Below are 26,082 nucleotides of genomic sequence, written 5' to 3'. Positions count from 1 at the left end.
AATTCCTTAATTTTTCGACGCATAACTAATGACGGCATAATCCATGACCTGTTGGCTATAAGGCACACCAAGATCACTAAAACACTCCGCTACCGTCGTTTGATCTGGATATTTAGTCGACTTGTCATTAATATGATTTTTAAAACAGTTATTTATTTGTGTATCAAAACTTGCCCAACCCGTTCCTGAGCCACTCGCTGCCCCCGGAATAATCGTTGTTACGATAATTTGTACTGGTTGGACTTGATCAAGTTGTACTGTAGAAGCATCGGTTCCTAGCGGGTAAAACTTAAAAGGAACATCTGTTGATAAACTGCTTTTTTTCACAGCCACTTGTGAAATCATAAAATCACGACCACTACTGTAATCATTTGATGTGTATTTACAAAAACCTGTAGTACCTAATTCAGAATTATTAATATCGTCAGTTCCTGTCGGATAAATAATACTAGCGTTTTGAATATTAAAAACCTGATTCTGCGTCTTTGGACGATAGCAAAACACCAATTCTTTATTTAAAAAAGCATCCGATTTGACCATTCCAAATAAACCTAATGAACTTAAGTTCTTTTGGAAAATTGCAGAATTTTGATTATCTCTTTCAAGTGAGAAAAAAACGGCATCTGCTGTTTGCCGCATTAAACTTTGCACTTGACTATTTGTTGCAACATTTAGACCCACTAAGCTCTGTTTAACAGCGAGTGTCCCTATTAAAACCATAAAAATAAGCACAAACAGCACAACAATCAGCGTTGCCCCTTTTTGATATTGCTTCATTTACAGGTCCTCCATGAGACCATAGCCATTTCTTAAAGCTACAGTTTGACTAACCACTTCACGCGCATATTTTTCTGCTGAACTTGCATTACTTAAAGTTACTTTTTTATTTAAAATGCTAAATTCTGTTGGTAATACATCATTGCCAGATATTGAGTCATACCCACGTACCAGAGCACCTAACTGTATAGACATAATCCGAGGGCGTGGCGTACCATCTTTCGTTAAGACATTATTCACTCCCATATATTGATCAATAGTCATATAACTAAACTCATCCGAATTATTTTGTTTTACACCTAGCAGTACATGAAAATAATCCACACGACGCATGATGATTTGACTATTTTCACCTAGGCCAGTAATTCCAATAGGTAAATTATCTGTTGCCACCAAGGTCTTATAACGCCCTGCATCACATACCAAAGCTAAATCAGTTGACTTCCCATCTGGACGTAAGTAATAACGCTGAACAACAAAAGTACCTTCATCAATTTCGTCTTGAGTAAAACTACCACCCTCACAATCAAAACTATTTGGATCAAACACTTTATATTGAATTACTAATTGATCACTACCATCACCAACATTACTAGGGCCAACATTGGCTAATGACAGATTGGCAATATTCACCGTCGAATTCGTTAAAGTTAAAGGGATGTTTGCTGACTGGACTTCTTTTTCTTCTGGTGTTAAAGACGCATAGCTTTTTACACTTGTAAAAACGATACCGCTATATTTATTCCGATCATTAATTACCGATAAATCAGCATCTAAATTAGCTAATTTTATGTCTTTAATAATAAAATTTAGACCAAAGTTCCCATTATCTTGGAGCTCACCCAAGTTTTTTTGCAAACTATAATTAATACTTCCAGTTAAAAACAGCTGCATGGCTGCCCCAATAACAATTAACCCGATAACTAAGGACACCATTAATTCAATTAATGTAAAACCTTTGGAATATTTCATTAATAGGCCTCCAAAACAATACATTTTGAACTAGACAAAAAGCTACCTTCGTTTGTACAACTTGTATCGGAACTGCCATCAACAGGATTAGTTTCCCCCCATGCGACAAATACACAATTCCTATTAGTATCTGCACCAGGACAATCATTTACAGCTACTTTCATCCCTAAAGTATTCGCCCTAAATAAAATTTGATTAACATCTTCTTCGGCAAATTCAGCACTAGTACATTTAGATGTATTTGCACATTGTGCTGAATAGCTTGTTAAATAATATTTACCGTCTAATGCATTAGTATAAGCATCAACGATCTTTTCATTATCATCTTCACCAACTGTGAACTTAGACAAACCTTGTTTATTTGCCCTCATTCGTTCAGATAAATCACGTGCTAAATTCATTGCTTGTATACGTTTCGAAGCATCCAAGGACGCTTCCATCGCACGAATTTGCAACATCGAAAAGCCTAATACACCAATTGACAGAAGCAAAAGAGCCACAATAACTTCAACTAAGCCGATACCCGTTTGATTCATTTTTTTCATTATGTGCAGCTCCCTTCAAAAGCTGATTTTGCATTGGATGCAACACGTCCAAAATTAGTTAAATAAATAAAACGCTCAACACTATCTCGAGCTAACTTAATTTCTAAATTTGTAGGCAACGTTGCTACATTACCTTGGGGTAAAAAGACAATCGTTGTTAAGGCTGAGATTGTAGAGACATTCCAGCTCCTACCAACACAACTAGCCGTATTAAATGTTAATGTTACATCTTCTGGAATTGTCCAATATCGGTCAGTTGGAGAATCTTCCCCTGTCGCATTTAAATGAATTGTTATTTGCTTACGACTTAACACCGCATCGGACCGCGCTTGTGTAAGCGCTTTTTCGAAATCCGTAGTTGTTCGCTCAATTTGTCTTTTCTCAATCGAATTGGATAAATTTGGAGCAGCTATCGTTGCAATAATTGCGATAATTGCCAAAGTCACAATCAACTCAATCAATGTGAATCCTTTATTTTTCTGCATACTCCCCCCCAAGGCACGCCAAACTTTACCCTATTAAAAATAATATATAATTAAATTACAAAACCAACACAAATAAGGATAAAAGGCATAAAAAAACAGATAATTGCCAAAAAGCATTTATCTGTCAATTATTAAAAAAATTCAGAATGTTAAGTCATTAACACTTTATGCCTGAGTTACAGGAATACGTAACTCTTTTGGCAAACTAAATGTAATATTTTCTTCACGACCATCCAGCTCTTTAGGTGCTTGGGCACCCCAATCCTGTAAACGCTGAATGACTTGTTTAATCAGAATTTCTGGTGCAGAGGCTCCGGCGGTTACGCCAATCTGAGCATTTTCTTCAAACCATTCCTGTTTGAGTTCATCGGCATTATCGACCAGATAAGCCGCTTTACCCATACGCTCTGCCAACTCACGTAGACGGTTGGAGTTCGATGAATTTGGCGAACCCACCACAAGTACAACATCACAACGCTCGGCTAGATCTCGTACTGCATCTTGACGGTTCTGTGTGGCGTAGCAGATATCATCTTTACGCGGCCCTTGAATCAGCGGGAACTTTTGGCGTAAAGCATCAATCACTTTCGCCGTATCATCAATCGATAAAGTCGTTTGCGTGACAAAAGCCACTTTTTCAGGATGATGCACAGTTAAGGCAGCAACATCTTCTTCATCTTCGACCAGATAAATTTCACCACCATTTTTCTTGTCATATTGTCCCATGGTGCCTTCGACTTCAGGGTGACCTTCATGACCAATCAGAATCGCGTCTACGCCTTCACGGGCATATTTGGTCACTTCGATATGCACCTTGGTCACCAACGGACAGGTCGCATCGAAAACTTTTAAACCACGGCGTTCGGCTTCAAGCTGTACCGCCTTGGAAACCCCATGTGCGCTAAAAATCACAATATTGTCATCAGGCACTTCATCCAGTTCATCGACAAAGATTGCACCGCGCTGACGTAGGTCATCGACGACAAACTTGTTATGTACCACTTCATGCCGTACATAAATTGGCGGGTTAAAGCATTCTAGGGCACGGTTCACGATCGCAATAGCACGATCTACACCAGCACAAAAACCACGTGGGTTGGCTAAAACAATTTCCATAGAATCCTCAATACTCACACCATTTTTAGCGGTTCAATTGAAATAAATGTAAAACAATCGACTGGTAACTATTTAGTTTAAAGCCGGTCTACTCTAAAATAGAGAAGATATTTTATCATATCAGGAAAAATATCATGTCGGGTCTCTTGTTTGTCGTTTCTGCAGCGTCTGGAACAGGCAAAACATCCCTTGTTAAAGCCCTACTTGAGCGTGTCAACAACCTTCACGTTTCTGTGTCACATACCACACGCGGTCAACGACCTGGCGAACTCGATGGCGTACACTATCACTTCTCCCAGAAAGACGATTTTTTAAATCTGGTCAATGAAGGTGGTTTTATTGAATACGCAGAAGTGTTCGGTAATTACTACGGCACTGCACAGGCGACCGTTAAAGAACAACTGGCCAAAGGCCATGATGTGCTGCTGGAAATTGACTGGCAAGGTGCACAACAAGTCCGTCGACTTTTTCCTGAATCTAAACAAATTTTTATCTTGCCACCAAGTCAGTTCGACTTGCGTGAACGTCTGTCTAACCGTGGTACTGACGCAGTGGATGTGATTGAACATCGTCTAAGCTGCGCGGTAGAAGATATGCAACAATATAGCAACTTTGACTATATCATTATTAATGACGACTTTAATAAAGCGCTGCATGACCTTGAAGCGGTCATTATCGCCAACCGTTTAACCTTGTCGCAGCAAGCCAACCGTCATGAAAAACTGATTCAGCAACTGATCACACCCACTGAACAGTGATTAAAACTTGAGTCTATAGGCAAAGCCTTTTATACTGTGCAGTCTGTTAAAATTTATTATTCAAACGAGAATTCTTATGGCACGCGTCACCGTTGAAGATTGTTTAGACCATGTAGACAACCGCTTTGAGCTTGTACTAGTGGCAAGCAAGCGCGCGCGTCAATTGGCACGTCAAGGTATTGAACCAACTGTAGAATGGGACAATGACAAACCGACTGTTGTTGCTTTACGTGAAATCGCTGCAGGTCATGTATCTAAAGATATTTTGAAACAACGTGATCAGGACTATCAAACATCAAGTCTGGACCTTGCACTTTCTGCAAACAACCTTAATCTGGATGGCTTTTCTTTCCAATAAGCCCTCCTCCTGAAAAAAAGCCTAGTTTAAAACTAGGCTTTTTTTGTTTTCTGGCTTTTATATTTATGCTAGAACGGTTATAACTTAACAGTTAGCTCCCGAGTTTGTCCCGGTTTTCTGCTTTTAAGCATGAAAAAAATTGACAAGCTTTATGATTTCGATTTCATTAGAGCTTTCAGTTTTTTGTTTGTAAGAAAATCCAGTTTAAAAGGTGTTTTATGCCAGGGCCACAGGTCAGTCAAGCCAAGCAACAATTACATATCATTATCGACGCGTATTTAAATGAAAGCGAAGTCGAGCGTGTGCTTGCGGCTTGTGATTATGCAGATCTGGCCCATGAAGGTATTACCCGTAAAAGCGGCGAACCCTATATTCTGCACCCGATTGCGGTAAGCTGTATTTTGGCTCATATGCGGCTGGATACTGAAACCCTAATGGCCGCCCTGCTGCATGATGTTATTGAAGATACTGACTTTAACAAAGATGATATTAGCGAGACTTTTGGTTTTACCGTGGCCGAGCTGGTCGATGGCGTGACCAAACTCAGCCATTCCAGCGATAAAGAATATAATAAAGCCGCGTCATTCCGAAAAATCCTGCAAGCCACCTTACAGGACCCACGTGTCATTATTGTGAAACTGGCTGACCGCTATCACAACATGACCACTTTGGAGGCGCTGCGCCCGGACAAACGTGCGCGTATCGCCCGCGAAACCTTTGAAATTTTTGTGCCGATGGCACGTATTGTCGGCATGAATGAAATGGCCGACAATCTGGAACATCTGTGTTATCAGAATCTTGATCTGGACATGTACAACAACGTTCAGGCAGCGCTATTAGAAACCAAGCCAAAACGTTGTGAATATCAGGCGATCTGGGAACAAAAGCTGAATGACCTCTTAGAAGACTATAAAATTGAAGGTCGAATCAAAAAGAAAAATAACAATATTGAGCTGTTACGCCACTTTGTTAAAAATGATATTGACCTGCAAGAGCTGACCCATAGTCATGCCTTTGAAATTATTTTACAAAGCATTGCAGATTGTGACCGTCTGGCAGAAATTCTGACTCAGAGCTTTAAAATTCAAAGCTATGAAGATCATATTCGCCGTCCATTACCCGGTGGCAACCAGTCCTTGATGATGCGTTTAAAAGGTGAAAAAACCACGTTATCGCTCACCATTCAAACCGAACTGATGCGTAAAGCCGCACGTTTTGGTGTGGTACTGGGTGAAAATGCCCCGCAAGCCTGTCGTTCTGCAATTCAGGCCTCGATGCAAAATCTGAACGTGTTGGTCGATGGTGAATGTGCCAAAACCACCTTTAGTGAATTACTGGATTATCTGCATCAGGAAAAGATCTGGGTGTATACCCCGCATGGGCATTTACACGAATTGCCACAAGGTGCAACAGCGGTTGATTTTGCTTATGCGGCCAGCCTGTTCCTGGGCAACCATGCCATCGGGGCGAAAATTAACAATGAGACCAAACCGCTCTCTACCCCGCTAGTCAGCGGCCAGGTGGTCGAAATCATTACTGATGTCCTGGCAACCCCCAACCCGGACTGGCTCAGCTTTATCAACACCCAGAAAGCCCGCCGTGCCATTCAGAATATCTTGCGCGATCAGGATCTGGACGAACAGCGTCTGGTCGGTCAGCAAGCACTGAATCGTGCCTTGAAACTTTTCCATCGCTCCATTCGTGATCTGACTGAAGCAGACTGGAAAAACCTGCTGGAATGGCGCCATATTGCGACTAAAGAGCAGCTGTTTGAACAGATTGCAGTCGGTGATTTATTACCGCAACTGGTGGCCAACCATTTATTTGCCCAAGATCAGCATCAGAATATTGCCAGTTCAGACCGTCTGATTCAGGGAACAGACGGTGTCGATGTCAAATATGCCCATTGCTGCAATCCTGTGCTGGGTGATCCAATTCAGGGGCATTTGACTCGTCGTGGTCTGATTGTGCATCGTGCGCGCTGCCACAACCTGCTGCATGAACAGCATCAGCATCCAGAAAATATTATGTTGTTGCAGTGGACTTCTGATGATCTGGAAGATATCAGCTTTACTGCCTATCTCAGCATTGATCTGAACATGAATGACGAGCAGATTTCCGACCTGATTTACCAATGCCGTAAAGCACATTCTGGGGTGGAAATGGTGCGTACTCAGGATGACAAAACCTATGTCAATATCGTGGTGCATAACCGTAAACAGATTGCAAAGATTATCCGGGATTTACGCATGTATTTCGGTTTCCCACGAATTATCCGTCTGGCTCAGCCCGTCATTTTCAGTGAAGCTTCTAAAGCGAGTTAATCATTTAAAACGATAGTGCTTTGATCGGCCGAATTGATCGAATATGATGTATGTTGATGTTGACATCCTCCAGCTAAAGCAAGCGGATTCCTACTGCTAGACGCTCATGCCCAAGCGCGAGTATGTTCAGGGCGGAATTCAAATCCCGCTGCCAGACTGTACCGCAGCTCTGGCATGTCCATTCTCTTATTCCGAGATCAACCCTACCTTTCGGACTACTGCTTGATATTTTCTTACAGTACGAGCAGATCTGGGTGGTATAGGCTTCATTGACTTCTTCAAACCATACCCCTGCGTTCTCGCATTTATACTTGAGCATTGTTTTCAGTGCTGAAAATCCTGTGTCCAAAACAGATTTCGCCATCTTGGTTTTTACAAGTTTGCTCGCACTTAAGTCACCTACAACAATCAGTGCATTTTCTTTCACAAGCAGAGTGCTTGCTTTATGCAAATGGTCTTTACGACAATTGGCAATTTTAGCGTGTAATGCACGTACACGTTTTTTATTTCTTGCTCTTTGAGCAATCCCTAATTTCTGCTCGTAATTACGGTAGAACTTAGGATTTGAAATTACAGTACCATCTGAGCAGGTGGCAACGTCTTTTAGACCAAGATCAATACCAATCGCTTTAGTTGCCGTTGGTTTGTCTTGTTTAGGTGAGTCCACAACAAGACACACATACCAGCGCCCACGACTATCCTCAACGAATGAGCCTGTTCTCACGCTGTATTTACTTATGCCGTAGCTATCCCATAGCTTAAATTTCTGCTTGCCGTATTGCACATATCCATCAGCATATTTAATCGCTACTTTTTTAAATGGTATCCAACCAAGCGAACGTCTTGCTGACTTCTTGTTACTCACACGCCATTTCAGCTTTGCTTTCTTGTGTTGTCTTCTTTTATCAACATATTCTTCTGTTATCCCTTGCACTGTTTGACTATGCAAACCACACAATTTTGAAGTTCCTTTTGTGTATTGAGTCATATCAAATGCTGAGAAAAAGTCACCTGTTCTTTTCAGGTGTTTGAAACTCAAATCATTCACATAATTCCAAACAAAGTTCACCTCAGATGCTAATTGGTCTAGCACCTTGCAATGTTTGTCTTTTATGCGTAATTTAAGTGTTTTCATGAGCTTATTTTAGATCATGTTAAATTAAAGGTGTTGATTTTAAAAAATTCAACGACATTTTATGTCGTATCGCTTATATCTCTGCCCTGAAGGACAGAGTTTTACGCTCCATTTGATAAAAGGAGAAATTAATGTTCCGCCAAGTAATCCATACTGAAAATGCCCCTGCTGCCATTGGCACCTATTCGCAAGCCATTCTTGTGGGCGATACCCTGTATCTATCTGGTCAAATAGGTTTAGATCCATACAGCATGGAACTGGTTGAAGGCATTGAGGCACAGATTCGCCGTGTATTCGATAATTTAAAAGCCGTCTGCGAAGCGGCCGGTGGCTCTCTGGCAGACATCGCCAAACTGAATATTTATCTGACTGATTTATCGCACTTCCAGCTGGTGAACCAGATTATGGGTGAATATTTTGCCCAGCCTTATCCAGCACGTGCAGCACTCGGTGTTGCCAGCCTGCCGAAAGATGCTCTGGTCGAGATGGATGGCGTTGTCATCATTCAGCAATAATTTTTAAAATTTATGTAACACCTAAGCTTCTATATTTCGTTTGCAATCATAAATCACTCAAGCAAAAACCCGAGCAATAATCGGATTTTTGCTTGAGTGATATTTTTTTATCTAAATCACCAATCACAATAAAAGCTATTTCAAATGATTTTTATTGACAAACGATAACAATTATCAATAATATTACTTATCTTATTTAAACACTGTGGTTGTGTCCTATGTACGTTTGTTTATGCCGTGGCATTACAGATCAAGACATTAAAGATGCTATTGCAAATGGCGCTGAAACGTATCGTGATGTGCGCGATATCTTGGACTTGGGAACCTGCTGTGGCCGCTGTGCACCAGAAGCCCGTATGATCATCAGTGATGAAGTTTCACAAATTGCGGCCCGTCTGGCTGTGGCCGCCTAAACCGAATAAAGATAATGATAACGCCAATGGTCTAAGATCATTCTTCCTCCCCCGCCTCTGACTCTGGCGGGTTTTTATTGTCATCGATCTGGAGCTGGATCGATTTGATTGCGATTTTCATTTGCTGTTCTATAAATTACTCGCCATTGCCCCCTGACTTGCTTTACTATCATGAGTCAGAGCGCTTTCTTAGAAAGATAAATCAGGTTCAAATGGAGTTATGTGATGAAAGGCAATCGTGATGTGATTAATCAGCTCAATCAGGTGTTATATCACCACCTAACTGCGATTAACCAGTATTTCCTGCATTCGCGCATGTTTAATGACTGGGGCATTGAGAAACTGGGCTCGGCAGAATATAAAGAATCCATTGTTCAGATGAAGCATGCCGACAAGATTATTGAACGGATTTTATTTTTAGAAGGTCTGCCAAATCTGCAACATCTGGGCAAACTGTATATCGGCCAGCACACTCAAGAAGTACTGCATTGTGATGTGCGCAAAGTCAAAGAAAATATCGAAACCATTCAGAAAGCTGTGGCACTGGCTGAAACGGAAATGGATTATGTGACCCGCGATCTGCTACAGGAAATTCTGGAAAAAGAAGAAAACTATCTGGACTGGACGACCACGCAAATCGACCTGATTGAAAGTGTGGGTATCGAAAACTATATTCAAAGTCAGCTCTAAGATTTGATTCAAAATCAAAAAGCCAGCATCTGCTGGCTTTTTTTGTACTTATTGGCGAGGCATATCCCGCGTCACTTCTGCATAGCTGAGTTCAGTTTTCTGAATCGTATTTAAACGCTGAAGTTGATGCTGTGCTTCATCTACATAGCCGTTGTAAGCCAATAAACGAATATATTTTAAAAAGTTGTATTTGGTTGGATAGCTCACCACCAGCTTTTCATATTGATGGATTTCATCTTCGCTCATCTTGCGATAAGGATTGACCTGAATCCAGGCAATCCGGTGGTTAAACTCAGTCAATAGATAGATCGGCTTTTCATTAGTGATCTTTTCTGGCTGCATTTCATAGCGAATACTTTGTCCGAGTTTTGGCACCGCAACATCATAATCACGGTAAATCACGAGCAATAAGATCAATCCAAGGCTGAAAGTCAGTTTCATCCATATCGAAGGCAACGTAACCGTTTTAATTTTTGGATTCTGCGCCAAGACCGTACCTAGAATGAAACCGGCTGGTAACAGGAAATAGGCATAATGTTGTGGAAACTCAAACATGGCATGCGTAACAAATGCCCCGATCATCAGAATCCCAATCACAGACTCTGGAGTATTCACCCAGCGCTGTAACTGAAAGCCTAAATAACCAAAATATGCCAAGAAAGGCAGACCGATGATCAGTCCATTCCAGATCAGGAAATCAATAATAAAATTATGCGCACTACGGATCCACACCGGGCCTTGTACAGTATCGCTAACTGAAACGAACGCTGCGCTAGTTTGATACCAACCATAGCCAAACCAAGGTTGTGCCTGAATCGCTGCCAGCATTTGCTGCCAGATCGCAATACGCGACATATCTCCGGTAGCACGAGATACCACATCCCTGCTTTGTACGACGTCCGTATCCATTACTTGTGCAGCGAGCTGACTGAGTAATGGAAAAGCCACAATACAGGAAATAAAAAAAATGAACCACGCTGTGCTGTAATACCATTTTAGGCGGATAATACCTTTATATTGATAAAATGCCAGATATAGCATAATCGCGATGGCAGCGACCCAGGCAGTACGTGACTGACTTAACGCCACTCCCATGACAATCACAGCAGCGCAGGTAAATAGCCATTTGCTCTGGATTTTTTTCTTTTCATATAAGTAAAGACAACTCATCAATGCCATGACCAAAAAAGTTGCCATATTATTGGGTTGAGCAAAGTTGGCATAAGGCCGCTGATTGCCACTGATATTGACCATACCCGGTAAGACTGAATCCAGATTCGTCCACTGACACAAGGCAATTAAGCCTGTAATGGTGCCTGACACCAAGAATACATAGCTTAAATGGGTAAAGGTTTTTTCCCTGTTATTTTTCCCTATAGACAAGTTATAGCCCAAGACGCTCGCTAGCCAGAAACTAAACACATAAATCGCTGCCATCATGGCGGTACTGAAGAAAAATACTTGTCCCAGAAGAAATTGGGCTAAAGGAATACAGGCCAGTAACAGCAATGGCAAACTGATTGCTGGAATTTTGAGTTTTTCTTTGAGAAAAATTGCAGCCAAAGCAAATAAGGCAAAAAATGCGTACAGCTCACCTGTGTACGTCACCCACGGGCGGTAATGAATAGGCATGAGCCATGCCAGGGAGATCAGAATTGCTGCGATAAGGGCAAGCGTGAATTTCATGGAAATATCAAGCAGTGGAAGTCTGGCACATAATAAACAAAAAAGTAGATTTGAGGTAATCTGCTTTGCATAGCAAAAAGCTGCTTTATTCCCACGGACGCAGGTCAACGATTTTGACCACTTCAGCTTTTTCTTTATTGATTAAAACGACCATAGCCAAGCCATAAGTTTCAAGTGGTAACCAACTATTTGCCTGTGGATGCTGACCAAAAACCGCTTGGATCTTTTTTTCATCATTCCATTGCTTCAATTGTGATAAATCACGTACTTGACTTTGAATTTGCGTTTTAGCCTGATCAATTGCGATATATCGTTCTGGGTATTGAGCTAATGATATGCCATTCAACATTGCACTCATTTGCTCAATTTGCCGTTCTTGCGGATCATCAGCCGGCTTTACAGCAACATATTGTGGCTGCAACCATGTTGGTTGTTGATATTGTGCTTGTGCATGCATAATATTTTCAGTTTTTAATTCATTATTACGCACCAGTTCAAAACGGTCATGATTGAATGCAATCCATACAGGGCGCGCTTGTGCAATGCTATACAGGCCATAACTTAATGCCGCGATTTGAATTAAAATAATAACCATCAAATCCATTTTTAAGGTTTTTTTACCTTCTTTATAGACCAGCAAACCAAGCAAAGGCCCTAAAATTACATCTATAACCAACAACATTAAAAAAATACAGGTCACACCTGCTGCTGTTGCAAGCGGAGATGGATACCAAACAAAAAATACTAAAGCCAATGCAGCCAGAGCAATTAATACAGAAATAAGTAAGTGACCTAGAAAAAAATTCTGGCGTTTAGACATGATGTAAGCTCATCTTTTAGCAATATTCAATTTACTGAAATCTTATATATTGACATGAATTAAGGCTCGATATTAGATGAAATTAATTAAGATCTACTAAATAAAAAGTTAGACAATATTTTGTATTCTAAAATCATAGATTACTTAAGTTAGTAGTATTACCCTCACAAACAAGACCTCTCAGTCATTCAAAACCTTATAAAAATATTTTTCTAAAAGATTTTCATCATATCCTTCATTATATAAAGATGCCCCATTCCCCAACCATACAACAATTTCATTCTTTGCAGTCACCATCGCCAAAGAGGTTACTGCTGGTAAACCGCCATTTCTAAAATACATTACAGGCTGATCAGAACTTGTACGATATTGCCACATCGCATAACCATTACATGATTTGAACTCTTCAATATTGCAATGCTTTAAAGTATCAGGCTGAATAGACAAGATATTGTACGGTTCAGAGCTTAGCATTTTATTCATTAGCAGAGCCAATTGTTTAGCACTACCAGACAGTCCAGCAGAAGATGAAAGCGCTACAAAGTCAAATCTGTTGTCTTCAGACTCCATCCAAAAATCATTATTTCTAAAATCGTATTTCACCTCATCTGGATAATAATAGCCATCAACAAATTTTATATTTTTTTCACTAATTAAATAATGTTGTTGAATATATGACCTATAATCTTGTTTCCCAACACGCTCCAGTACTGCCCCTAATAAACAATAATTACGATTATCATAGGCATAACGCTGATCTGGTTCAAAATCTAATTTTAGCTTGCTAAGTTCTGTTAAATTATACGGACACCACGATTTTTTTTTGAGCGAAAATACGACATCTTCACTACGCATACGGTTAAAACCCGAACGATGTTCCAATAAATTTGCAAGAGTAATCTTTTGTATACGAGGGTCTTCAAACTTTTGTTTTTCTAATTCAGGAAATAAGTTAATCATAGGTGTATTTAAATGTATTTTACCTTGATTCACTTGATCTACCACCGCATCACTAGTAATAAGTTTAGTTAAGCTTGCATACCGAAAGCGTGTATTTTCGTTTAAGTTACTAGAAAAAAAAGTTGTACCTTGCCAGCCACTCTGACAAGTATATACTTGATTTTTAGTATCTATATAGGCGATTTGATTGGATAGGTTTTTTTGTTTTTTTATAATATATTTTAAACTGTCTTTCATCCATACTGGTGCATTGCTACTACAATGAATATTCCATATTGCAAGCTGTCCTTGTAGTGGATAAATCAGTCTCCAAAACTTCAAACGGTCTATAAGAATAAAATGAACTGCAATAAAAGTAACTGAGAACAATAAAACAATTATTATAGTCTTAACAAAGAACTGCTGGGTATTCATAAAACCACATAAGATAGATGGAAGGCTGAAAATTTCAACCTTCCACTTTTATATTATTCAGCTGTAGAAGGACAACCCGCTGGAGCAAATTTTGCTTCAACACTGGTAGAACAAGTCCAAGAACCTTCGACATCACGGTTCCATGTTAATGTTTGAGTTTTAATAGCTGTTGCTGCAGAATTATTAAATGTACCAATGATATTACCTTCACCTGCTGCATCTGCTGGCATTTCAACTTCTAAACCAGAATAAATTTCTACTGCGTCACCTAAAAGATTTGAAGCGGTAACACCAAGCACACAATCTGTATCAGCATCTGTAACATCATTGTTAGTAGCCACAGGAATTGTTTTACCTTCAAGAATACAAGCTTCCACAGTCGTCTTAATAGAACTCAACTCGCCCATCACACGGCTAACTTGTGATTTAGCAATATAGTTTTGGTATTGCGGAATCGCAATTGCAGCCAAAATACCAATGATCGCTACAACAATCATTAATTCAATAAGGGTAAAACCCTTTTGTACTGTATTCATAACATTCTCCACAAATGTTTTTTGTTTATTTATAAGCCTAAAGAAAAAGCTCATTTAGCTTATTTTATATTTAGCACTAACTGTGCCAAGTTTTATTATAATAAAATTGAGAGAAAAAACAGCACTTTAAAAAAATATTTTTATTTTTGTAATTCTTGTGTTTTATTTTGTGTAACTAACTGACAAAAATTGTCAATTAGTTGACATAGTTCACCCCAATATAATCGGTTTATTCCCTAATTCATTTTCTAAATCATCTATTTTACGATCATAGTACTGATCTAAAACTTTCCCAATTTGTTTCACGCCTTCAATTACACCTTCTTTAAACTTCTGCTGGACTAAATGCTGAATAATATTTTGGCAGATTTCATCCCAGACTTGTTGGGTCGTGGCATTCTTAATTCCACGATCAATCACAATTTCAACCTTGTGCTCGCAGAGGTTCAGATAAAGTAGTACACCACTATTATATTCGGTATCCCAAACCCCAATTTCAGCAAATAACTGTCGGGCACGACATAAAGTATCCTGATAATAGGCAGATCGTGAAGGTAGACAGCCCTCAATCACGACTTGAATTTCCCCTACATGTCCATGCTCAGCTTCTTCCACCGCCACTGCAATCGCATGCTGATCCTGCTTGGAAAAAGAACGCTTGGTGGCCGGCATATAAAAGAAATGCTTGAGCCAGCGCTTAAAGCTCGGCTGCGCATGCTCTTCCAGCTTCGGCCGCGTGACAATTTCTGTCGTATCTGTTGTTGTTACCATGAGCCTGATGCTCCTCCCCCACCAAATCCACCACCGCCACCGCCGAAGCCGCCGCCCCCAAAACCACCACGACCACTACCGCCGCGGCCACCACCTGCCATAAAGGCATGTAAAATCAGTTGCGCAAGCGAGGTGATCAATAAAAAGAATATACCTGCACCAATCATTAAACTTGCAAGCAACCCCATGCCATTTACCAGACCGGCAGCAGTCCCTGCAACTGCGGCAGTCGCAGCGCTCAGTTTTCTGCCGAAAATCATAGATCCCACGACACCTGCGACAATAATAAACAGCACACTACTGAACGTCGCCTTGCTGGCTTTTTGTGCCTGATAAGCCTGTTCCTGACGCTCTTTCAGCTCATCTGCCGCCTGTGCTGCAATTTCAGGATCCAGATTTAAAATCCGTTCTATTTCAGTCAGACCTGCAGCAATCCCTTGAGCATACTGACCCTGTTTAAAATACGGCGTGATGGTGTCATGAATAATACGGCCTGCCACGATATCGGGCAGCACCCCTTCCAGCCCATAACCAGTCAAGATCTGAATGCGACGATCATTGATGGCAATGGTCATCAATAAGCCATTATCCCGTTTGGCCGAACCGAGCTGCCAGGCGTCGGCTATCCGCATGGAATAATCAAAAATGTCTTCCTGTCCCGTGGTGGGAACAATGACGACACCAACCTGGCCTTTACCAGCATTATGCAAGTTTAAAATACGCTGACTAAGTTGCTGCTTTTCAGCTGGACTGAGTATATTGGCCTGATCAATCACCGGTTCATTCAGACTGGGTAAATCACGCTGAATCTGGCCTTCAGCCATATCATTGGCAATTTGTGGCTGTTGGGCTGAGGCTGTTTCAGTAGCCGTTTGAGCTGTTTGAGAATTAGTCGCAGCCGGATTTTGCAATATTTCACGGGCTACAATGACGTCTTCAGTATCCGTAGCTGTGGCTGTTTCTGCTGACACAGGCACTACCATCCCCATGCCCAACATGAGGAGCAACCCGGCACAGTATTTCAGCAGCATCTCAGACATCTGATTTCTCGCTTATTTACAAGTCAGTCATTATTCAAAGGAAACCGTTGGAGCTTTTTGGGCACTTTGCTCGGCACTAAAGTTTGGTTTGGTATCCATACCAATTACTTTGGCGGTCATCACTTGCGGGAATTGACGTGCATAAGAGTTAAAGTCCTGAACCGTAGTGATATAACGGTTACGTGCTACGGCAATTCTATTTTCAGTGCCTTCCAGCTGTACCTGCAAATCACGGAACTGCTGATTGGCTTTCAGGTCTGGATAATTTTCAGTCACCGCCAAAAGACGCGATAAGGCACTGGTCATTTGCGACTGCGCGTCCTGATAGCGTTGGAATAATTCAGGATCTTCCAGTACTTCACGATCTACTTTCAGACCGGCAACATTGGCACGCGCTTGGGTCACCTCAGTTAATACCTGCTCTTCATGCGCGGCATAGCCTTTGACCACATTGACCAGATTCGGCACCAGGTCGGCACGGCGCTGATACTGGTTTTGCACTTCAGACCATGACGCGGTGACCGCTTCATCTTTTACCTGCAAAGTGTTATAGCCACATCCTGTGAGGGTCAAAGTACTGGCCAGCATCAGGGTTATTAAAGATTGTTTTAATAGACGCATGATGTTTATCCTCAATTATTTATTGATATTGATTTAATTAATTTGATTTTAAACAGTATTTTCTAAAGTTTTGTTACTTTTTATAATCTTTTTAATGCTTCACACTTTAAAATTAAAAATTATCGAAGATGAAAAAACCCGCCGTAGCGGGTGTTCTTGAATAATATCCGTTGATCTTTAACTATTAGATATCCAGATAATCCAGAATCCCTTCTGCGGCCTGACGACCTTCCCAGATGGCTGTCACGACCAAGTCAGATCCACGAACCATGTCACCACCGGCAAAGATTTTCGGATTTGAGGTCTGGAACTTGTATTGCTGCTGTTCAGCAGCAACGACACGACCTGAACCATCCAGATTAATCTCGACATCGGTGAACCAATCTGCTGGACTAGTACGGAAACCGAAAGCAAGCAGGACTGCATCCGCCGGAAGAATTTCTTCTGAACCCGGAATCGGCTCTGGGCTACGGCGACCACGGCTATCTGGCTCACCTAGCTGAGTAGTAATAAATTTCACGCCAGTCACTTTGCCATTTTCACCAACAATCTCGATTGGCTGACGGTTGAATTGAAATTCCACCCCTTCTTCACGTGCATTTTGTACTTCACGGCGTGAACCCGGCATGTTTTCTTCATCACGACGATAAGCACAAGTTACTGTCTCAGCACCTTGACGAATCGAAGTCCGGTTACAGTCCATCGCTGTATCACCACCGCCCAACACAATGACTTTTTTGCCTTGTACACTGATGTATTCAGCTGGCTCTTTTTCCCAGCCTTGGGTGCGGTTGACGTTGGCAATCAGGAAATCTAGCGCGTCATACACCCCCTCCAGATCTTCACCGGCAAAGCCACCTTTCATATAGGTATAGGTGCCCATGCCCATAAACACGGCATCATAATCGGCAAGTAACTGGTCGATGGTGATATCGGTGCCAATTTCAGTATTCAGACGGAATTCCACGCCCATACCGGTGAAAATTTCACGGCGGCGTTTCATCACATCTTTTTCCATCTTGAATTCTGGAATACCAAAAGTCAGCAAACCACCAATTTCCGGACGTTTATCAAACACGATAGGTTTTACCCCTGCACGAACCAAAATATCCGCACAGCCAAGACCCGCAGGACCTGCACCAATAATCGCAACTTTTTTATCTGTCCATTTTACATTGGACATGTCTGGACGCCAGCCCAAAGCAAAGGCGGTATCGTTGATATATTTTTCAGCATTGCCAATGGTGACCGCGCCGAAACCATCGTTCAGGGTACAGGCCCCTTCACAGAGACGGTCTTGCGGACAGACACGACCACAGACTTCCGGCAAGGTATTGGTCTGGTGACACAGTTCAGCCGCCTGAAACAAACGCCCTTCAGCCACCAGTTTCAACCAGTTGGGAATATAGTTATGTACCGGACATTTCCATTCACAATAGGGGTTACCACAACCTAAACAACGATGGGTCTGGTTCGCAGCAATTTCCGCAGTAAACGGTTTATAAATTTCTACAAATTCTGCTTTGCGGACATCAAGCTCTTTTTTCTCTGGATCTTGGCGTGCGACATCCAGAAATTGAAAGTCATTATGTAGGCGTTCAGCCATGTCTCTCTCCGTGGCTAGAGGTAAGGACTTCACAGTTGCCTTACCTCTGCCTATATATCTGTTGGTCGTGGAATTATTGTGGATCAGCTTGAGTTGTTTTTAACAGCGTTTGCAAGTTGGCTGCTTTTGGTTTTACCAACCAGAACTTACGGCTATAGAAATCAAACTCATGGCGGATCTTGTACGCCCAAGCACTACCGGTTTCTTTAATATGTTCATCCAAAATGCGACCCAGGAAGGCTTTATGCTCCTCCATCGCTTCGGTGGAAATACGATTCAGCTCAATCAGTTCGTGGTTATAATGATCAACGAAGTCATTATCCAGATCAAGTACATAAGCAAAACCACCGGTCATACCCGCCCCGAAGTTATGCCCGACTTTACCCAGCACGGTCACGATCCCACCGGTCATATATTCACAGCAGTGATCGCCAGCACCTTCGATGACCGCGAATGCGCCCGAGTTACGCACCGCGAAACGCTCGCCTGCCGTACCCGCGGCATATAACTTACCGCCAGTGGCACCATAGAGACAGGTGTTACCAATGATCGCGGTATTTTGGGTCTGGAATGGTGAACCTTTTGGCGGGAAGATCGAAATGCGACCACCGGCCATGCCTTTACCGACATAGTCATTGGCATCGCCTTCAAGGCTGATGTGCAGACCACCGGCGTTCCAGACACCGAGCGACTGACCTGCAGTACCGTTCAGGTGTACTTTCACCGGATGATTTTCCATGCTCAGGTTGCCATAACGGCGGGCAATTTCACCGGATAAACGCGCACCAATCGAACGGTCACAGTTACCAATCGAGAAGTGATACTCACCGCCTGTTCCGGCTTCAATCGCAGGCAGGATTTCCGCCACCATTTTCTCTGCCAGAATCCCTTTATCAAATGGCGCATTGCCTTGAACTTGGCAATACTGCGCTTTACCTTCCGCAGCAGGATGGGATTCCAGTAATTTACTCAAATCCAGATGCGCATGTTTGGCGGTCTCACCCGGCAAGACTTCTAATAAATCTGTCCGGCCAATCAGGTCTTTTAGACGCGATACCCCCAGAGCTGCCAACCATTCACGGGTTTCTTCAGCAATAAAGGTGAAGAAGTTGATCAGCATTTGTGGCTCGCCAATATAATGCTCTTGACGCAAATGGTCTTGCTGGGTTGCCACACCGGTTGCACAGTTGTTCAGGTGACAGATACGCAGGTATTTACAACCGAGTGCAATCATTGGCGTTGAACCAAAACCAAAGCTTTCAGCCCCTAAAATCGCGGCTTTGACCACATCCAGACCGGTTTTTAAACCACCATCGGTTTGTACGCGAACCTTTCCACGCAGGTCGTTGACACGAAGAGCCTGATGCGCCTCAGAAAGACCCAGCTCCCACGGTGAACCTGCATGATGAATTGAAGAAAGTGGAGAAGCCGCTGTACCGCCATCATAACCAGAAATGGTAATGAAGTCAGCATAGGCTTTTGCTACACCTGCCGCAATCGTACCGACACCCGGTTCAGAAACCAGCTTAACTGACACCATCGCCTGTGGGTTAACCTGTTTTAAATCAAAGATCAACTGTGATAAATCTTCGATTGAATAGATGTCATGATGCGGAGGTGGCGAAATAAGCGTGACACCCGGTACAGAGTAACGTAAACGGGCAATCAGACCATTCACTTTACCACCCGGCAACTGACCACCTTCACCTGGTTTTGCACCTTGCGCGACTTTAATTTGCAGGACTTCTGCCGATGTTAAATACGCAGGCGTCACACCAAATCGGCCCGATGCAATTTGTTTGATTTTCGAGTTACGGATGGTGCCATAACGTGCAGGATCTTCACCGCCCTCACCCGAGTTTGAACGACCACCAATGGTATTCATGGCAATCGCAATCGCTTCATGCGCTTCAGGTGACAATGCACCGAGCGACATACCCGCAGAGTCAAAACGTGGCAAGATTTCTTCCACTGACTCCACTTGATCCAGTGCAATTGAATTATCAGTTTTCAGCTTGAATAGGTCACGAATGGTGGCAATCGGACGGTTATTCACCAGTTCGGCATATTCTTTAAAATCTGCGTAGTTACCTGAACGCACTGCTTTATGCAGCGAGTTGATTACATCTGGATTAAAGGCATGATATTCCTTGCCAAAGACAAACTTCAGCAAACCACCCTGATCAATGGGTTTACGGTTTTTCCAGGCAAGATCCGCCAACTGTTTCTGGTCATTTTCAAGGTCAACAAAGGTCGCACCCTGAATACGACTCGGCACACCAATGAAGCATGTATCAACCACTTCATTCGATAGACCGACTGCTTCAAATAACTGACCGCCACGGTAAGAGGCTACCGTCGAAATTCCCATTTTAGATAGAACTTTCAGTAAGCCTTTTTCAATGCCTTTACGGAAATTGTTTTGTGCATAGATTGGATCACCCAAGAGCTCGCCTTTGGCGACCAGATCATTGATCACGTCATAAGCCAGATACGGATAGATCGCGGTTGCGCCAAAGCCGAGAAGCACTGCGAACTGATGTGGATCACGGGCAAAACCGGTTTCAACAATCAGGTTGGCATCGGTACGCAAACCAGTATTAATCAAGTAATGATGCACCGCACCGGTCACCATAAAGGCATTGGCTGGCAAGTGGCCTTCACGGATTTTCTTGTCTGAAAGCATCAGTAAAGTTTTGCCATCACGAATCGCTTGTGCAGCCTCGATGCAAATACGCAGAATTGCGGCTTGTAAACCTTCAGTTTCAGTATAGTTCAGGTCGATGTCCGCAATTTCGTAACCTTTACGCCCCAAGGTACGAATTTGATGCATTTTCGAGTTTGAAAGAACCGGACTGGAAATAATCAGACGGTCAGCATGTTCAGGCCCCTGTTCAAACACGTTCTGTTCACGGCCTAAACAGGTTTCCAGTGACATCACGATCGATTCACGCAGTGGATCAATTGGCGGGTTGGTCACCTGCGCAAACTGCTGACGGAAATAATCCGAAACATGGCGCACCTGACGTGACAATACTGCCATGGGCGTATCATCACCCATGGATCCCACAGCTTCCTGACCACTTTCCGCGATTGGACGCAATAACTGGTCACGTTCTTCAAAGGTCACCATGAACATTTTTTGGGCCGCTTTCAGGCCATCGCCTTTTAAGCCTTGCTCACATAAATATTCTTCCAGCTCGGGGCTACCTTGCAAACGCACAGAGTTTTCACGTAACCATTCACGGTATGGACGCATACGTTTTAAATGATGATTCACATCTTGTGTATCCAGTACCTTGCCGGTTTGCGTATCGATCACCAGCATTTGGCCGGGGCCAACACGACCTTTAGAAATCACATCTTCAGGTTGATAACCCCAGACCCCAATTTCCGATGCCAATGTGATGTAGCCATTTTTGGTAATCACCCAACGTGCCGGACGTAAACCATTACGATCCAGCATACAAATCGCATGACGGCCATCCTGAATTACCAGACCTGCCGGGCCATCCCAGGCTTCCATATGTTTCGAGTTGAATTCATAGAAAGCACGCAAGTCCGCATCAAGCGTTTCCACGTTCTGCCACGCAGGCGGAACCAGCATACGTAAGGCACGGAACAGATCCATACCACCACCGACCAGAATCTCCAGCATATTGTCCAGGCTTGAAGAATCCGAACCGGTACGATTCACAATCGGTTTTAGTTCAGTTAAACCCGGCAATAAGGGATTTTCAAATTTTGGCACACGCGCCATGGCCCAGTTACGGTTGGCCGTAATGGTGTTGATTTCACCATTGTGCGCCAGATAACGGAACGGCTGTGCCAACGGCCAGCGTGGCAAAGTATTGGTCGAGAAACGCTGATGGAACACCACGATATGTGATTCTAGACGTTCATCAGCCAGATCGGTATAAAAGTCTGCAATCGCTTCCGGCATCATCAAGCCTTTATAGCTGATGACCGTTGAACATAAAGTGGTGACATAGAAAGAGGTATCATTCAGCAGCAATTGTTCTGCGCGACGACGCGCCAGGAATAACTTACGGTTAAATTCAACCTCGGTCACGCCCATCGGGCAATTGACAATAATCTGTTCAAATGCCGGCATCGATTGCAAGGCAATTTCACCCAGTGCATCGACATGGGTTGGAATCACACGCCAAGCCAGAACAATGAGACCTTCAGCTTCAATTTCTTTTTTTAAAACCTGTTTGGCATGTGCAGCAAGCGCAGGATCAAGATTTAGGAACACCGAACCGACAGCAAAGACTTCACTTAAAGTTGTATCACTTAAGCGTTTTGCTTCTTCACGAAAGAACTTTTTCGGCATCGCCAACAGCAGGCCACAACCATCCCCAGTCTTACCATCCGCGGCAATACCACCACGGTGGGTCATACAACTCAGACTATGAATCGCGGTCTTGACGAGATCATGGCTTGCATCACCCTGCATATGGGCAATTAAACCGAAACCACAGTTATCTTTAAACTCATCCGGTTGGTATAAACCTTGAGCGGGAGCTACATTATTAGGCGATGGCATGTGCATAGCGTACCCTTCTTTTCACGAAGCCTTATAGGCTGTTAAACAATCTAAATTCTTCTCTGCGCTGCGTGTAATGGACTTTCGAAGACCGTCTTGCTAGAGCAAAATCTTTTTATCTTTATTTCTTCAGACTAGTCCTTTTTCAGACCGAATGCATAAAAAATAAAGTTTATTTTGCTGATGAATAACATAAAAATCAGGAATAAATATGACATTCATAGGTTGTCATCGAATCATTTTTCGCGCTAAAACAGGGAGATTAATTCAATCCATGCACCAATAAAGCAAATTACATGCCAATAAATAGCACATAAATTAAAACCATACAGATGACAAAGCTTTAATAAGGATTACAGGGATACTGGTTATTTTTAATGTGTATTTTTTGCACCAAAAGCGCACATTTCTAATTAGGTCATTTTTTTGGTGCGCTATTTTAGAACGGATTAGTTAAAAGGATCACTAATCTCATTGTTTTGAGGACGGGAATTCCCCCCTTGGTTCGGTCGATTAGTATTGTTTTGTGGTTGCGGAGCACCTTCCACAGCGCTTTCGGATTTCTGTACATCGAGCACATTGCCAGCGGCATCACGACGCACAATTGTGGTACTGGTGGTCGCATCCGAACTACGCGGTTTAACCTCAGCCCGAGTTTGCTGTCTGAGTCGTACAGATTCATCTACCTTCGGTAAAGGTACGTTTTTCAAGCGAATCTCATACAGCTTTTGATTGCTTGCCAACTCCTCTGAACCCAGATTATTCACTAGACCGACATACTGCTGGATTTGCACCACTTCAGGCTTCACTGAAGCAGGCAAATTTAAATTCAATGTAGATAAGGCCTGATTGGCTTCGGCGGCGGTCTTATACTGACCATACAGCAGCACATATTGTTCTGGCTGATTTTCACCGGATATTCTTAGATAAATAAAAGGCTTACGATCTGGCTGTTTTTTAAGAAAGCTTTTGAGAATGGCTTCATTGCTGACGCGAAATAATTCAATCGCATGCTGTTTTTTCGCCTCATGAACAAATTTGGTGCCGCGAAATTCTGGCTCATGATTGGCATTTACAATGGTGCGGGTATTCAAATCGAGGGGTTTGACCTCGTCAGAAAGTGCACCAAGATGGGTCATTGTCGCTACTTTTTCCGGCTGAATTTGTAATTGAACTTTAGTTTCTGGCTTTTTTTCCACTTCAATTACAGCATCTGAATCAGTAATGGCCCAAAAGATCAAGGCTGCAAATAGACAGCATACACCACAGACCAGCCAGAAATAGTGCTGAACCTTTTGCCAAGGAGTGTGTAATGCTGTCATAAAAACTAAAACCTATGCCTGATTCACTAAAATTGCCTGTTGCATTCGCTCAAGATCAAAATCCCGAGTAATCACAGCTTTACCTAATTGTTGCAACAACACCAGACGCAATTGTCCATTCAAGACTTTTTTGTCATGGGCCATATATGCCAGGAAATCATCAAGAGGGATTTTAGGACAAACGATCGGAAGTTTGGCACGAGAAATGATTTTTTTTGTACGTTCCAGATCACCCTGAGAAATCCAACCCATACGCTGTGATAAATCTGCCGCCATGACCATACCTGTTGCAACAGCCTCGCCATGTAGCCAGACACCATACCCCAGATAAGATTCAATCGCATGTCCAAAAGTATGCCCCAGATTCAGTAGAGCACGTTCCCCTTGCTCTTTTTCATCATTGGCGACAATCCGGGCCTTGTGCGCACAGGAACGATAAACGGCCTCAGCCAGTAGTTTCTCATCACGACTGACCAGAGCATCCATATTCTCTTCAAGCCAGAGCAGAAATGATTCATCACCGAGTAGCGCATACTTAATCACTTCAGCCAAACCCGCCGCAAGTTCACGATCGGGTAAAGTAGAAAGTTGCGACATATCGGCCAGCACCACTTGCGGTTGCTGGAACGCACCAATCATGTTTTTACCCAGTGGATGATTAATTCCGGTTTTTCCACCGACACTGGAATCGACTTGAGACAGTAAAGTCGTCGGTACCTGAATGAAATACACGCCACGCTGGAAACATGCCGAAGCAAAACCGGCCATATCGCCAATCACACCACCACCGAGCGCAAGCACCGTACAGTCCCGGTTAAAACCAGCTTCAAGCAATGCATCAAAGATCAGATTCAGATGCTGGCTATCCTTATATTTTTCACCATCGGGCAAAATACAGGTCGCAACATGCTTGTCTAAAGCTGCAATCGCAGTTTGATAATGCTGCAAATAAAGTGGCGCAACCGTGGTATTGCTCACAATCATCACTTGCTTGCCATGAATATAGGGAGCCAATAAGGCCTGTGGATCAAGATCGCTCCCGATGAAAATAGGGTAACGACGTTCTCCGAGTTCTACATATAAGGTTTGCATGTTTGATTAACCACTTTATTCAATGTACTTAGTTCTTGGAAGTAATGAGATTGAGAATCCGCTGCGCCAGATCTCGTGCCGCACCCTGATTGGTCTCAATGATATGATGTGCCACTTCCCGATACAAGGGGTCACGAACTGCCAATAAATCACGTAACTTTTGTTCCGGATTTTCGACTTGGAGGAGTGGACGGTTTTTATCGCGATAGGTACGCTGCAGTTGAATTTCAACCGGCGTATAGAGATAAACGACGATCCCACGCTGTTTCAGATAGTCTCGATTCAAGACCTGAGTAATGGCACCACCGCCAGTGGCTAAAACTAAATGGGGGCGTGAAGTAAGTTCATTAATTACAGCAGTTTCACGGTCACGAAAACCCTGTTCCCCTTCTTTCTCAAAAATCCAGGGAATCGTCGCACCTGTTTTACGTTCAATTTCATGATCGCTATCTAGAAATTCGCGTCCTAACAATTCTGCGAGATGTCGTCCTACTGTTGTTTTACCGGCCCCCATCGGCCCTACCAAATAAAGATTTGGTAGGGTTTCAAACTCTTTGCTTGGCAAGGAGTCACCTAT

Annotated in this window: 24 protein-coding genes; 6 read left to right on the top strand and 18 right to left on the bottom strand. The window is 42.8% G+C overall.

Annotated features, from left to right (window positions below):
- Positions 1-6: 6 nt before the first annotated feature.
- The 5 genes from FTU45_RS05820 to ispH all read right to left on the bottom strand — a co-directional run bounded on the left by FTU45_RS05820 (position 7) and on the right by ispH (position 3,895).
- Positions 7-777, bottom strand: a complete 771-nt coding sequence (locus FTU45_RS05820) for a pilus assembly protein (RefSeq protein ID WP_180076106.1) — start codon at positions 775-777, stop codon at positions 7-9.
- Positions 778-1,749 (bottom strand): PilW family protein, encoded by a 972-nt coding sequence (locus FTU45_RS05815; protein WP_180076105.1) that lies wholly within the window; start codon positions 1,747-1,749, stop codon positions 778-780.
- Positions 1,749-2,294: a type IV pilus modification protein PilV gene (gene pilV / locus FTU45_RS05810; protein WP_180076104.1), complete on the bottom strand. Its 546-nt coding sequence runs from the start codon at positions 2,292-2,294 to the stop codon at positions 1,749-1,751. The genes FTU45_RS05815 and pilV overlap by 1 nt, the downstream gene beginning before the upstream one ends.
- Positions 2,294-2,779: a GspH/FimT family pseudopilin gene (locus FTU45_RS05805; protein ID WP_180076103.1), complete on the bottom strand. Its 486-nt coding sequence runs from the start codon at positions 2,777-2,779 to the stop codon at positions 2,294-2,296. Before FTU45_RS05805 ends, pilV begins: the two co-directional genes overlap by 1 nt.
- Positions 2,780-2,944: 165 nt before the next feature.
- Entirely contained in the window at positions 2,945-3,895 is a 951-nt protein-coding gene (gene ispH / locus FTU45_RS05800; RefSeq protein WP_180076102.1) for a 4-hydroxy-3-methylbut-2-enyl diphosphate reductase, read from the bottom strand.
- Between the two features lie 134 nt (positions 3,896-4,029).
- On the opposite strand from ispH, the gene gmk reads away from it, so the two are divergent.
- The 3 genes from gmk to FTU45_RS05785 all read left to right on the top strand — a co-directional run bounded on the left by gmk (position 4,030) and on the right by FTU45_RS05785 (position 7,335).
- Positions 4,030-4,653: a guanylate kinase gene (gene gmk, locus FTU45_RS05795; protein ID WP_180076101.1), complete on the top strand. Its 624-nt coding sequence runs from the start codon at positions 4,030-4,032 to the stop codon at positions 4,651-4,653.
- A 76-nt stretch (positions 4,654-4,729) separates the two neighbouring features.
- Positions 4,730-5,011, top strand: coding sequence for a DNA-directed RNA polymerase subunit omega (rpoZ, locus tag FTU45_RS05790; RefSeq protein WP_004650579.1), 282 nt, complete (start codon positions 4,730-4,732; stop codon positions 5,009-5,011).
- 218 nt (positions 5,012-5,229) lie between these two features.
- A complete protein-coding gene (locus FTU45_RS05785; protein ID WP_180076100.1) occupies positions 5,230-7,335 on the top strand; it encodes a bifunctional (p)ppGpp synthetase/guanosine-3',5'-bis(diphosphate) 3'-pyrophosphohydrolase in 2,106 nt (701 codons plus the stop codon).
- A 73-nt stretch (positions 7,336-7,408) separates the two neighbouring features.
- Here the strand turns inward: FTU45_RS05785 and FTU45_RS05780 are convergent, their stop codons facing one another.
- Positions 7,409-8,470, bottom strand: coding sequence for an RNA-guided endonuclease TnpB family protein (locus FTU45_RS05780; RefSeq protein ID WP_180076099.1), 1,062 nt, complete (start codon positions 8,468-8,470; stop codon positions 7,409-7,411).
- 131 nt (positions 8,471-8,601) lie between these two features.
- On the opposite strand from FTU45_RS05780, the gene FTU45_RS05775 reads away from it, so the two are divergent.
- The 3 genes from FTU45_RS05775 (at position 8,602) to bfr (ending at position 10,088) form a co-directional block, all read left to right on the top strand.
- Positions 8,602-8,985: a RidA family protein gene (locus FTU45_RS05775; RefSeq protein WP_004787096.1), complete on the top strand. Its 384-nt coding sequence runs from the start codon at positions 8,602-8,604 to the stop codon at positions 8,983-8,985.
- Between the two features lie 218 nt (positions 8,986-9,203).
- Positions 9,204-9,398, top strand: coding sequence for a bacterioferritin-associated ferredoxin (locus tag FTU45_RS05770; RefSeq protein ID WP_004732422.1), 195 nt, complete (start codon positions 9,204-9,206; stop codon positions 9,396-9,398).
- Positions 9,399-9,623: 225 nt separating this feature from the next.
- Positions 9,624-10,088 carry a bacterioferritin gene (gene bfr / locus FTU45_RS05765; RefSeq protein ID WP_180049914.1) on the top strand — a complete coding sequence of 155 codons (465 nt, stop codon included), beginning with the start codon at positions 9,624-9,626 and terminating at the stop codon, positions 10,086-10,088.
- A gap of 48 nt (positions 10,089-10,136) precedes the next feature.
- On the opposite strand, the gene FTU45_RS05760 is transcribed toward bfr, so the two are convergent.
- The 12 genes from FTU45_RS05760 to aroK form a co-directional block, all read right to left on the bottom strand.
- Entirely contained in the window at positions 10,137-11,774 is a 1,638-nt protein-coding gene (locus tag FTU45_RS05760; protein ID WP_180076098.1) for a PglL family O-oligosaccharyltransferase, read from the bottom strand.
- 85 nt (positions 11,775-11,859) lie between these two features.
- Entirely contained in the window at positions 11,860-12,594 is a 735-nt protein-coding gene (gene tfpZ / locus FTU45_RS05755; RefSeq protein WP_180076097.1) for a TfpX/TfpZ family type IV pilin accessory protein, read from the bottom strand.
- A gap of 180 nt (positions 12,595-12,774) precedes the next feature.
- Complete coding sequence (locus tag FTU45_RS05750; protein ID WP_180076096.1) at positions 12,775-13,968, bottom strand: serine hydrolase; 1,194 nt, start codon at positions 13,966-13,968, stop codon at positions 12,775-12,777.
- Between the two features lie 53 nt (positions 13,969-14,021).
- Positions 14,022-14,504 (bottom strand): pilin, encoded by a 483-nt coding sequence (locus FTU45_RS05745; RefSeq protein WP_180076095.1) that lies wholly within the window; start codon positions 14,502-14,504, stop codon positions 14,022-14,024.
- A gap of 210 nt (positions 14,505-14,714) precedes the next feature.
- Positions 14,715-15,275, bottom strand: coding sequence for a TPM domain-containing protein (locus tag FTU45_RS05740; protein WP_180076094.1), 561 nt, complete (start codon positions 15,273-15,275; stop codon positions 14,715-14,717).
- Complete coding sequence (locus FTU45_RS05735; RefSeq protein WP_180076093.1) at positions 15,269-16,315, bottom strand: YgcG family protein; 1,047 nt, start codon at positions 16,313-16,315, stop codon at positions 15,269-15,271. The genes FTU45_RS05740 and FTU45_RS05735 overlap by 7 nt, the downstream gene beginning before the upstream one ends.
- A 30-nt stretch (positions 16,316-16,345) precedes the next feature.
- A complete protein-coding gene (locus FTU45_RS05730; RefSeq protein ID WP_180076092.1) occupies positions 16,346-16,936 on the bottom strand; it encodes a LemA family protein in 591 nt (196 codons plus the stop codon).
- A 184-nt stretch (positions 16,937-17,120) separates the two neighbouring features.
- On the bottom strand, positions 17,121-18,542 hold the full coding sequence (locus FTU45_RS05725) for an FAD-dependent oxidoreductase (protein ID WP_180076091.1): 1,422 nt from the start codon (positions 18,540-18,542) through the stop codon (positions 17,121-17,123).
- A 73-nt stretch (positions 18,543-18,615) separates the two neighbouring features.
- Entirely contained in the window at positions 18,616-23,091 is a 4,476-nt protein-coding gene (gltB, locus tag FTU45_RS05720; RefSeq protein ID WP_180076090.1) for a glutamate synthase large subunit, read from the bottom strand.
- A 449-nt stretch (positions 23,092-23,540) separates the two neighbouring features.
- Positions 23,541-24,413: a hypothetical protein gene (locus tag FTU45_RS05715; RefSeq protein ID WP_180076089.1), complete on the bottom strand. Its 873-nt coding sequence runs from the start codon at positions 24,411-24,413 to the stop codon at positions 23,541-23,543.
- Positions 24,414-24,425: 12 nt separating this feature from the next.
- On the bottom strand, positions 24,426-25,505 hold the full coding sequence (gene aroB, locus FTU45_RS05710; protein ID WP_180076088.1) for a 3-dehydroquinate synthase: 1,080 nt from the start codon (positions 25,503-25,505) through the stop codon (positions 24,426-24,428).
- Positions 25,506-25,533: 28 nt separating this feature from the next.
- Positions 25,534-26,070 carry a shikimate kinase AroK gene (aroK, locus tag FTU45_RS05705; protein ID WP_005094320.1) on the bottom strand — a complete coding sequence of 179 codons (537 nt, stop codon included), beginning with the start codon at positions 26,068-26,070 and terminating at the stop codon, positions 25,534-25,536.
- Between the last annotated feature and the right edge of the window lie 12 nt (positions 26,071-26,082).

This window comes from Acinetobacter sp. YH12106 (assembly GCF_013418995.1).
Lineage (GTDB): Bacteria > Pseudomonadota > Gammaproteobacteria > Pseudomonadales > Moraxellaceae > Acinetobacter > Acinetobacter pseudolwoffii.
This window is presented reverse-complemented; position numbering and strand designations above follow the sequence as displayed.

Coding starts and splice junctions, on each gene's coding strand:
- rpoZ (WP_004650579.1), top strand. CDS start 4,730: ATGGCACGCGTCACCGTTGAAGATTGTTTAGACCATGTAGACAACCGC.
- gmk (WP_180076101.1), top strand. CDS start 4,030: ATGTCGGGTCTCTTGTTTGTCGTTTCTGCAGCGTCTGGAACAGGCAAA.
- FTU45_RS05725 (WP_180076091.1), bottom strand. CDS start 18,542: ATGGCTGAACGCCTACATAATGACTTTCAATTTCTGGATGTCGCACGC.
- FTU45_RS05730 (WP_180076092.1), bottom strand. CDS start 16,936: ATGCGTCTATTAAAACAATCTTTAATAACCCTGATGCTGGCCAGTACT.
- pilV (WP_180076104.1), bottom strand. CDS start 2,294: ATGAAAAAAATGAATCAAACGGGTATCGGCTTAGTTGAAGTTATTGTG.
- FTU45_RS05740 (WP_180076094.1), bottom strand. CDS start 15,275: ATGGTAACAACAACAGATACGACAGAAATTGTCACGCGGCCGAAGCTG.
- FTU45_RS05735 (WP_180076093.1), bottom strand. CDS start 16,315: ATGTCTGAGATGCTGCTGAAATACTGTGCCGGGTTGCTCCTCATGTTG.
- FTU45_RS05780 (WP_180076099.1), bottom strand. CDS start 8,470: ATGAAAACACTTAAATTACGCATAAAAGACAAACATTGCAAGGTGCTA.
- gltB (WP_180076090.1), bottom strand. CDS start 23,091: ATGCCATCGCCTAATAATGTAGCTCCCGCTCAAGGTTTATACCAACCG.
- FTU45_RS05715 (WP_180076089.1), bottom strand. CDS start 24,413: ATGACAGCATTACACACTCCTTGGCAAAAGGTTCAGCACTATTTCTGG.
- ispH (WP_180076102.1), bottom strand. CDS start 3,895: ATGGAAATTGTTTTAGCCAACCCACGTGGTTTTTGTGCTGGTGTAGAT.
- FTU45_RS05820 (WP_180076106.1), bottom strand. CDS start 777: ATGAAGCAATATCAAAAAGGGGCAACGCTGATTGTTGTGCTGTTTGTG.
- tfpZ (WP_180076097.1), bottom strand. CDS start 12,594: ATGTCTAAACGCCAGAATTTTTTTCTAGGTCACTTACTTATTTCTGTA.
- bfr (WP_180049914.1), top strand. CDS start 9,624: ATGAAAGGCAATCGTGATGTGATTAATCAGCTCAATCAGGTGTTATAT.
- FTU45_RS05775 (WP_004787096.1), top strand. CDS start 8,602: ATGTTCCGCCAAGTAATCCATACTGAAAATGCCCCTGCTGCCATTGGC.
- FTU45_RS05785 (WP_180076100.1), top strand. CDS start 5,230: ATGCCAGGGCCACAGGTCAGTCAAGCCAAGCAACAATTACATATCATT.
- FTU45_RS05770 (WP_004732422.1), top strand. CDS start 9,204: ATGTACGTTTGTTTATGCCGTGGCATTACAGATCAAGACATTAAAGAT.
- FTU45_RS05815 (WP_180076105.1), bottom strand. CDS start 1,749: ATGAAATATTCCAAAGGTTTTACATTAATTGAATTAATGGTGTCCTTA.
- FTU45_RS05750 (WP_180076096.1), bottom strand. CDS start 13,968: ATGAATACCCAGCAGTTCTTTGTTAAGACTATAATAATTGTTTTATTG.
- FTU45_RS05805 (WP_180076103.1), bottom strand. CDS start 2,779: ATGCAGAAAAATAAAGGATTCACATTGATTGAGTTGATTGTGACTTTG.
- aroB (WP_180076088.1), bottom strand. CDS start 25,505: ATGCAAACCTTATATGTAGAACTCGGAGAACGTCGTTACCCTATTTTC.
- FTU45_RS05745 (WP_180076095.1), bottom strand. CDS start 14,504: ATGAATACAGTACAAAAGGGTTTTACCCTTATTGAATTAATGATTGTT.
- FTU45_RS05760 (WP_180076098.1), bottom strand. CDS start 11,774: ATGAAATTCACGCTTGCCCTTATCGCAGCAATTCTGATCTCCCTGGCA.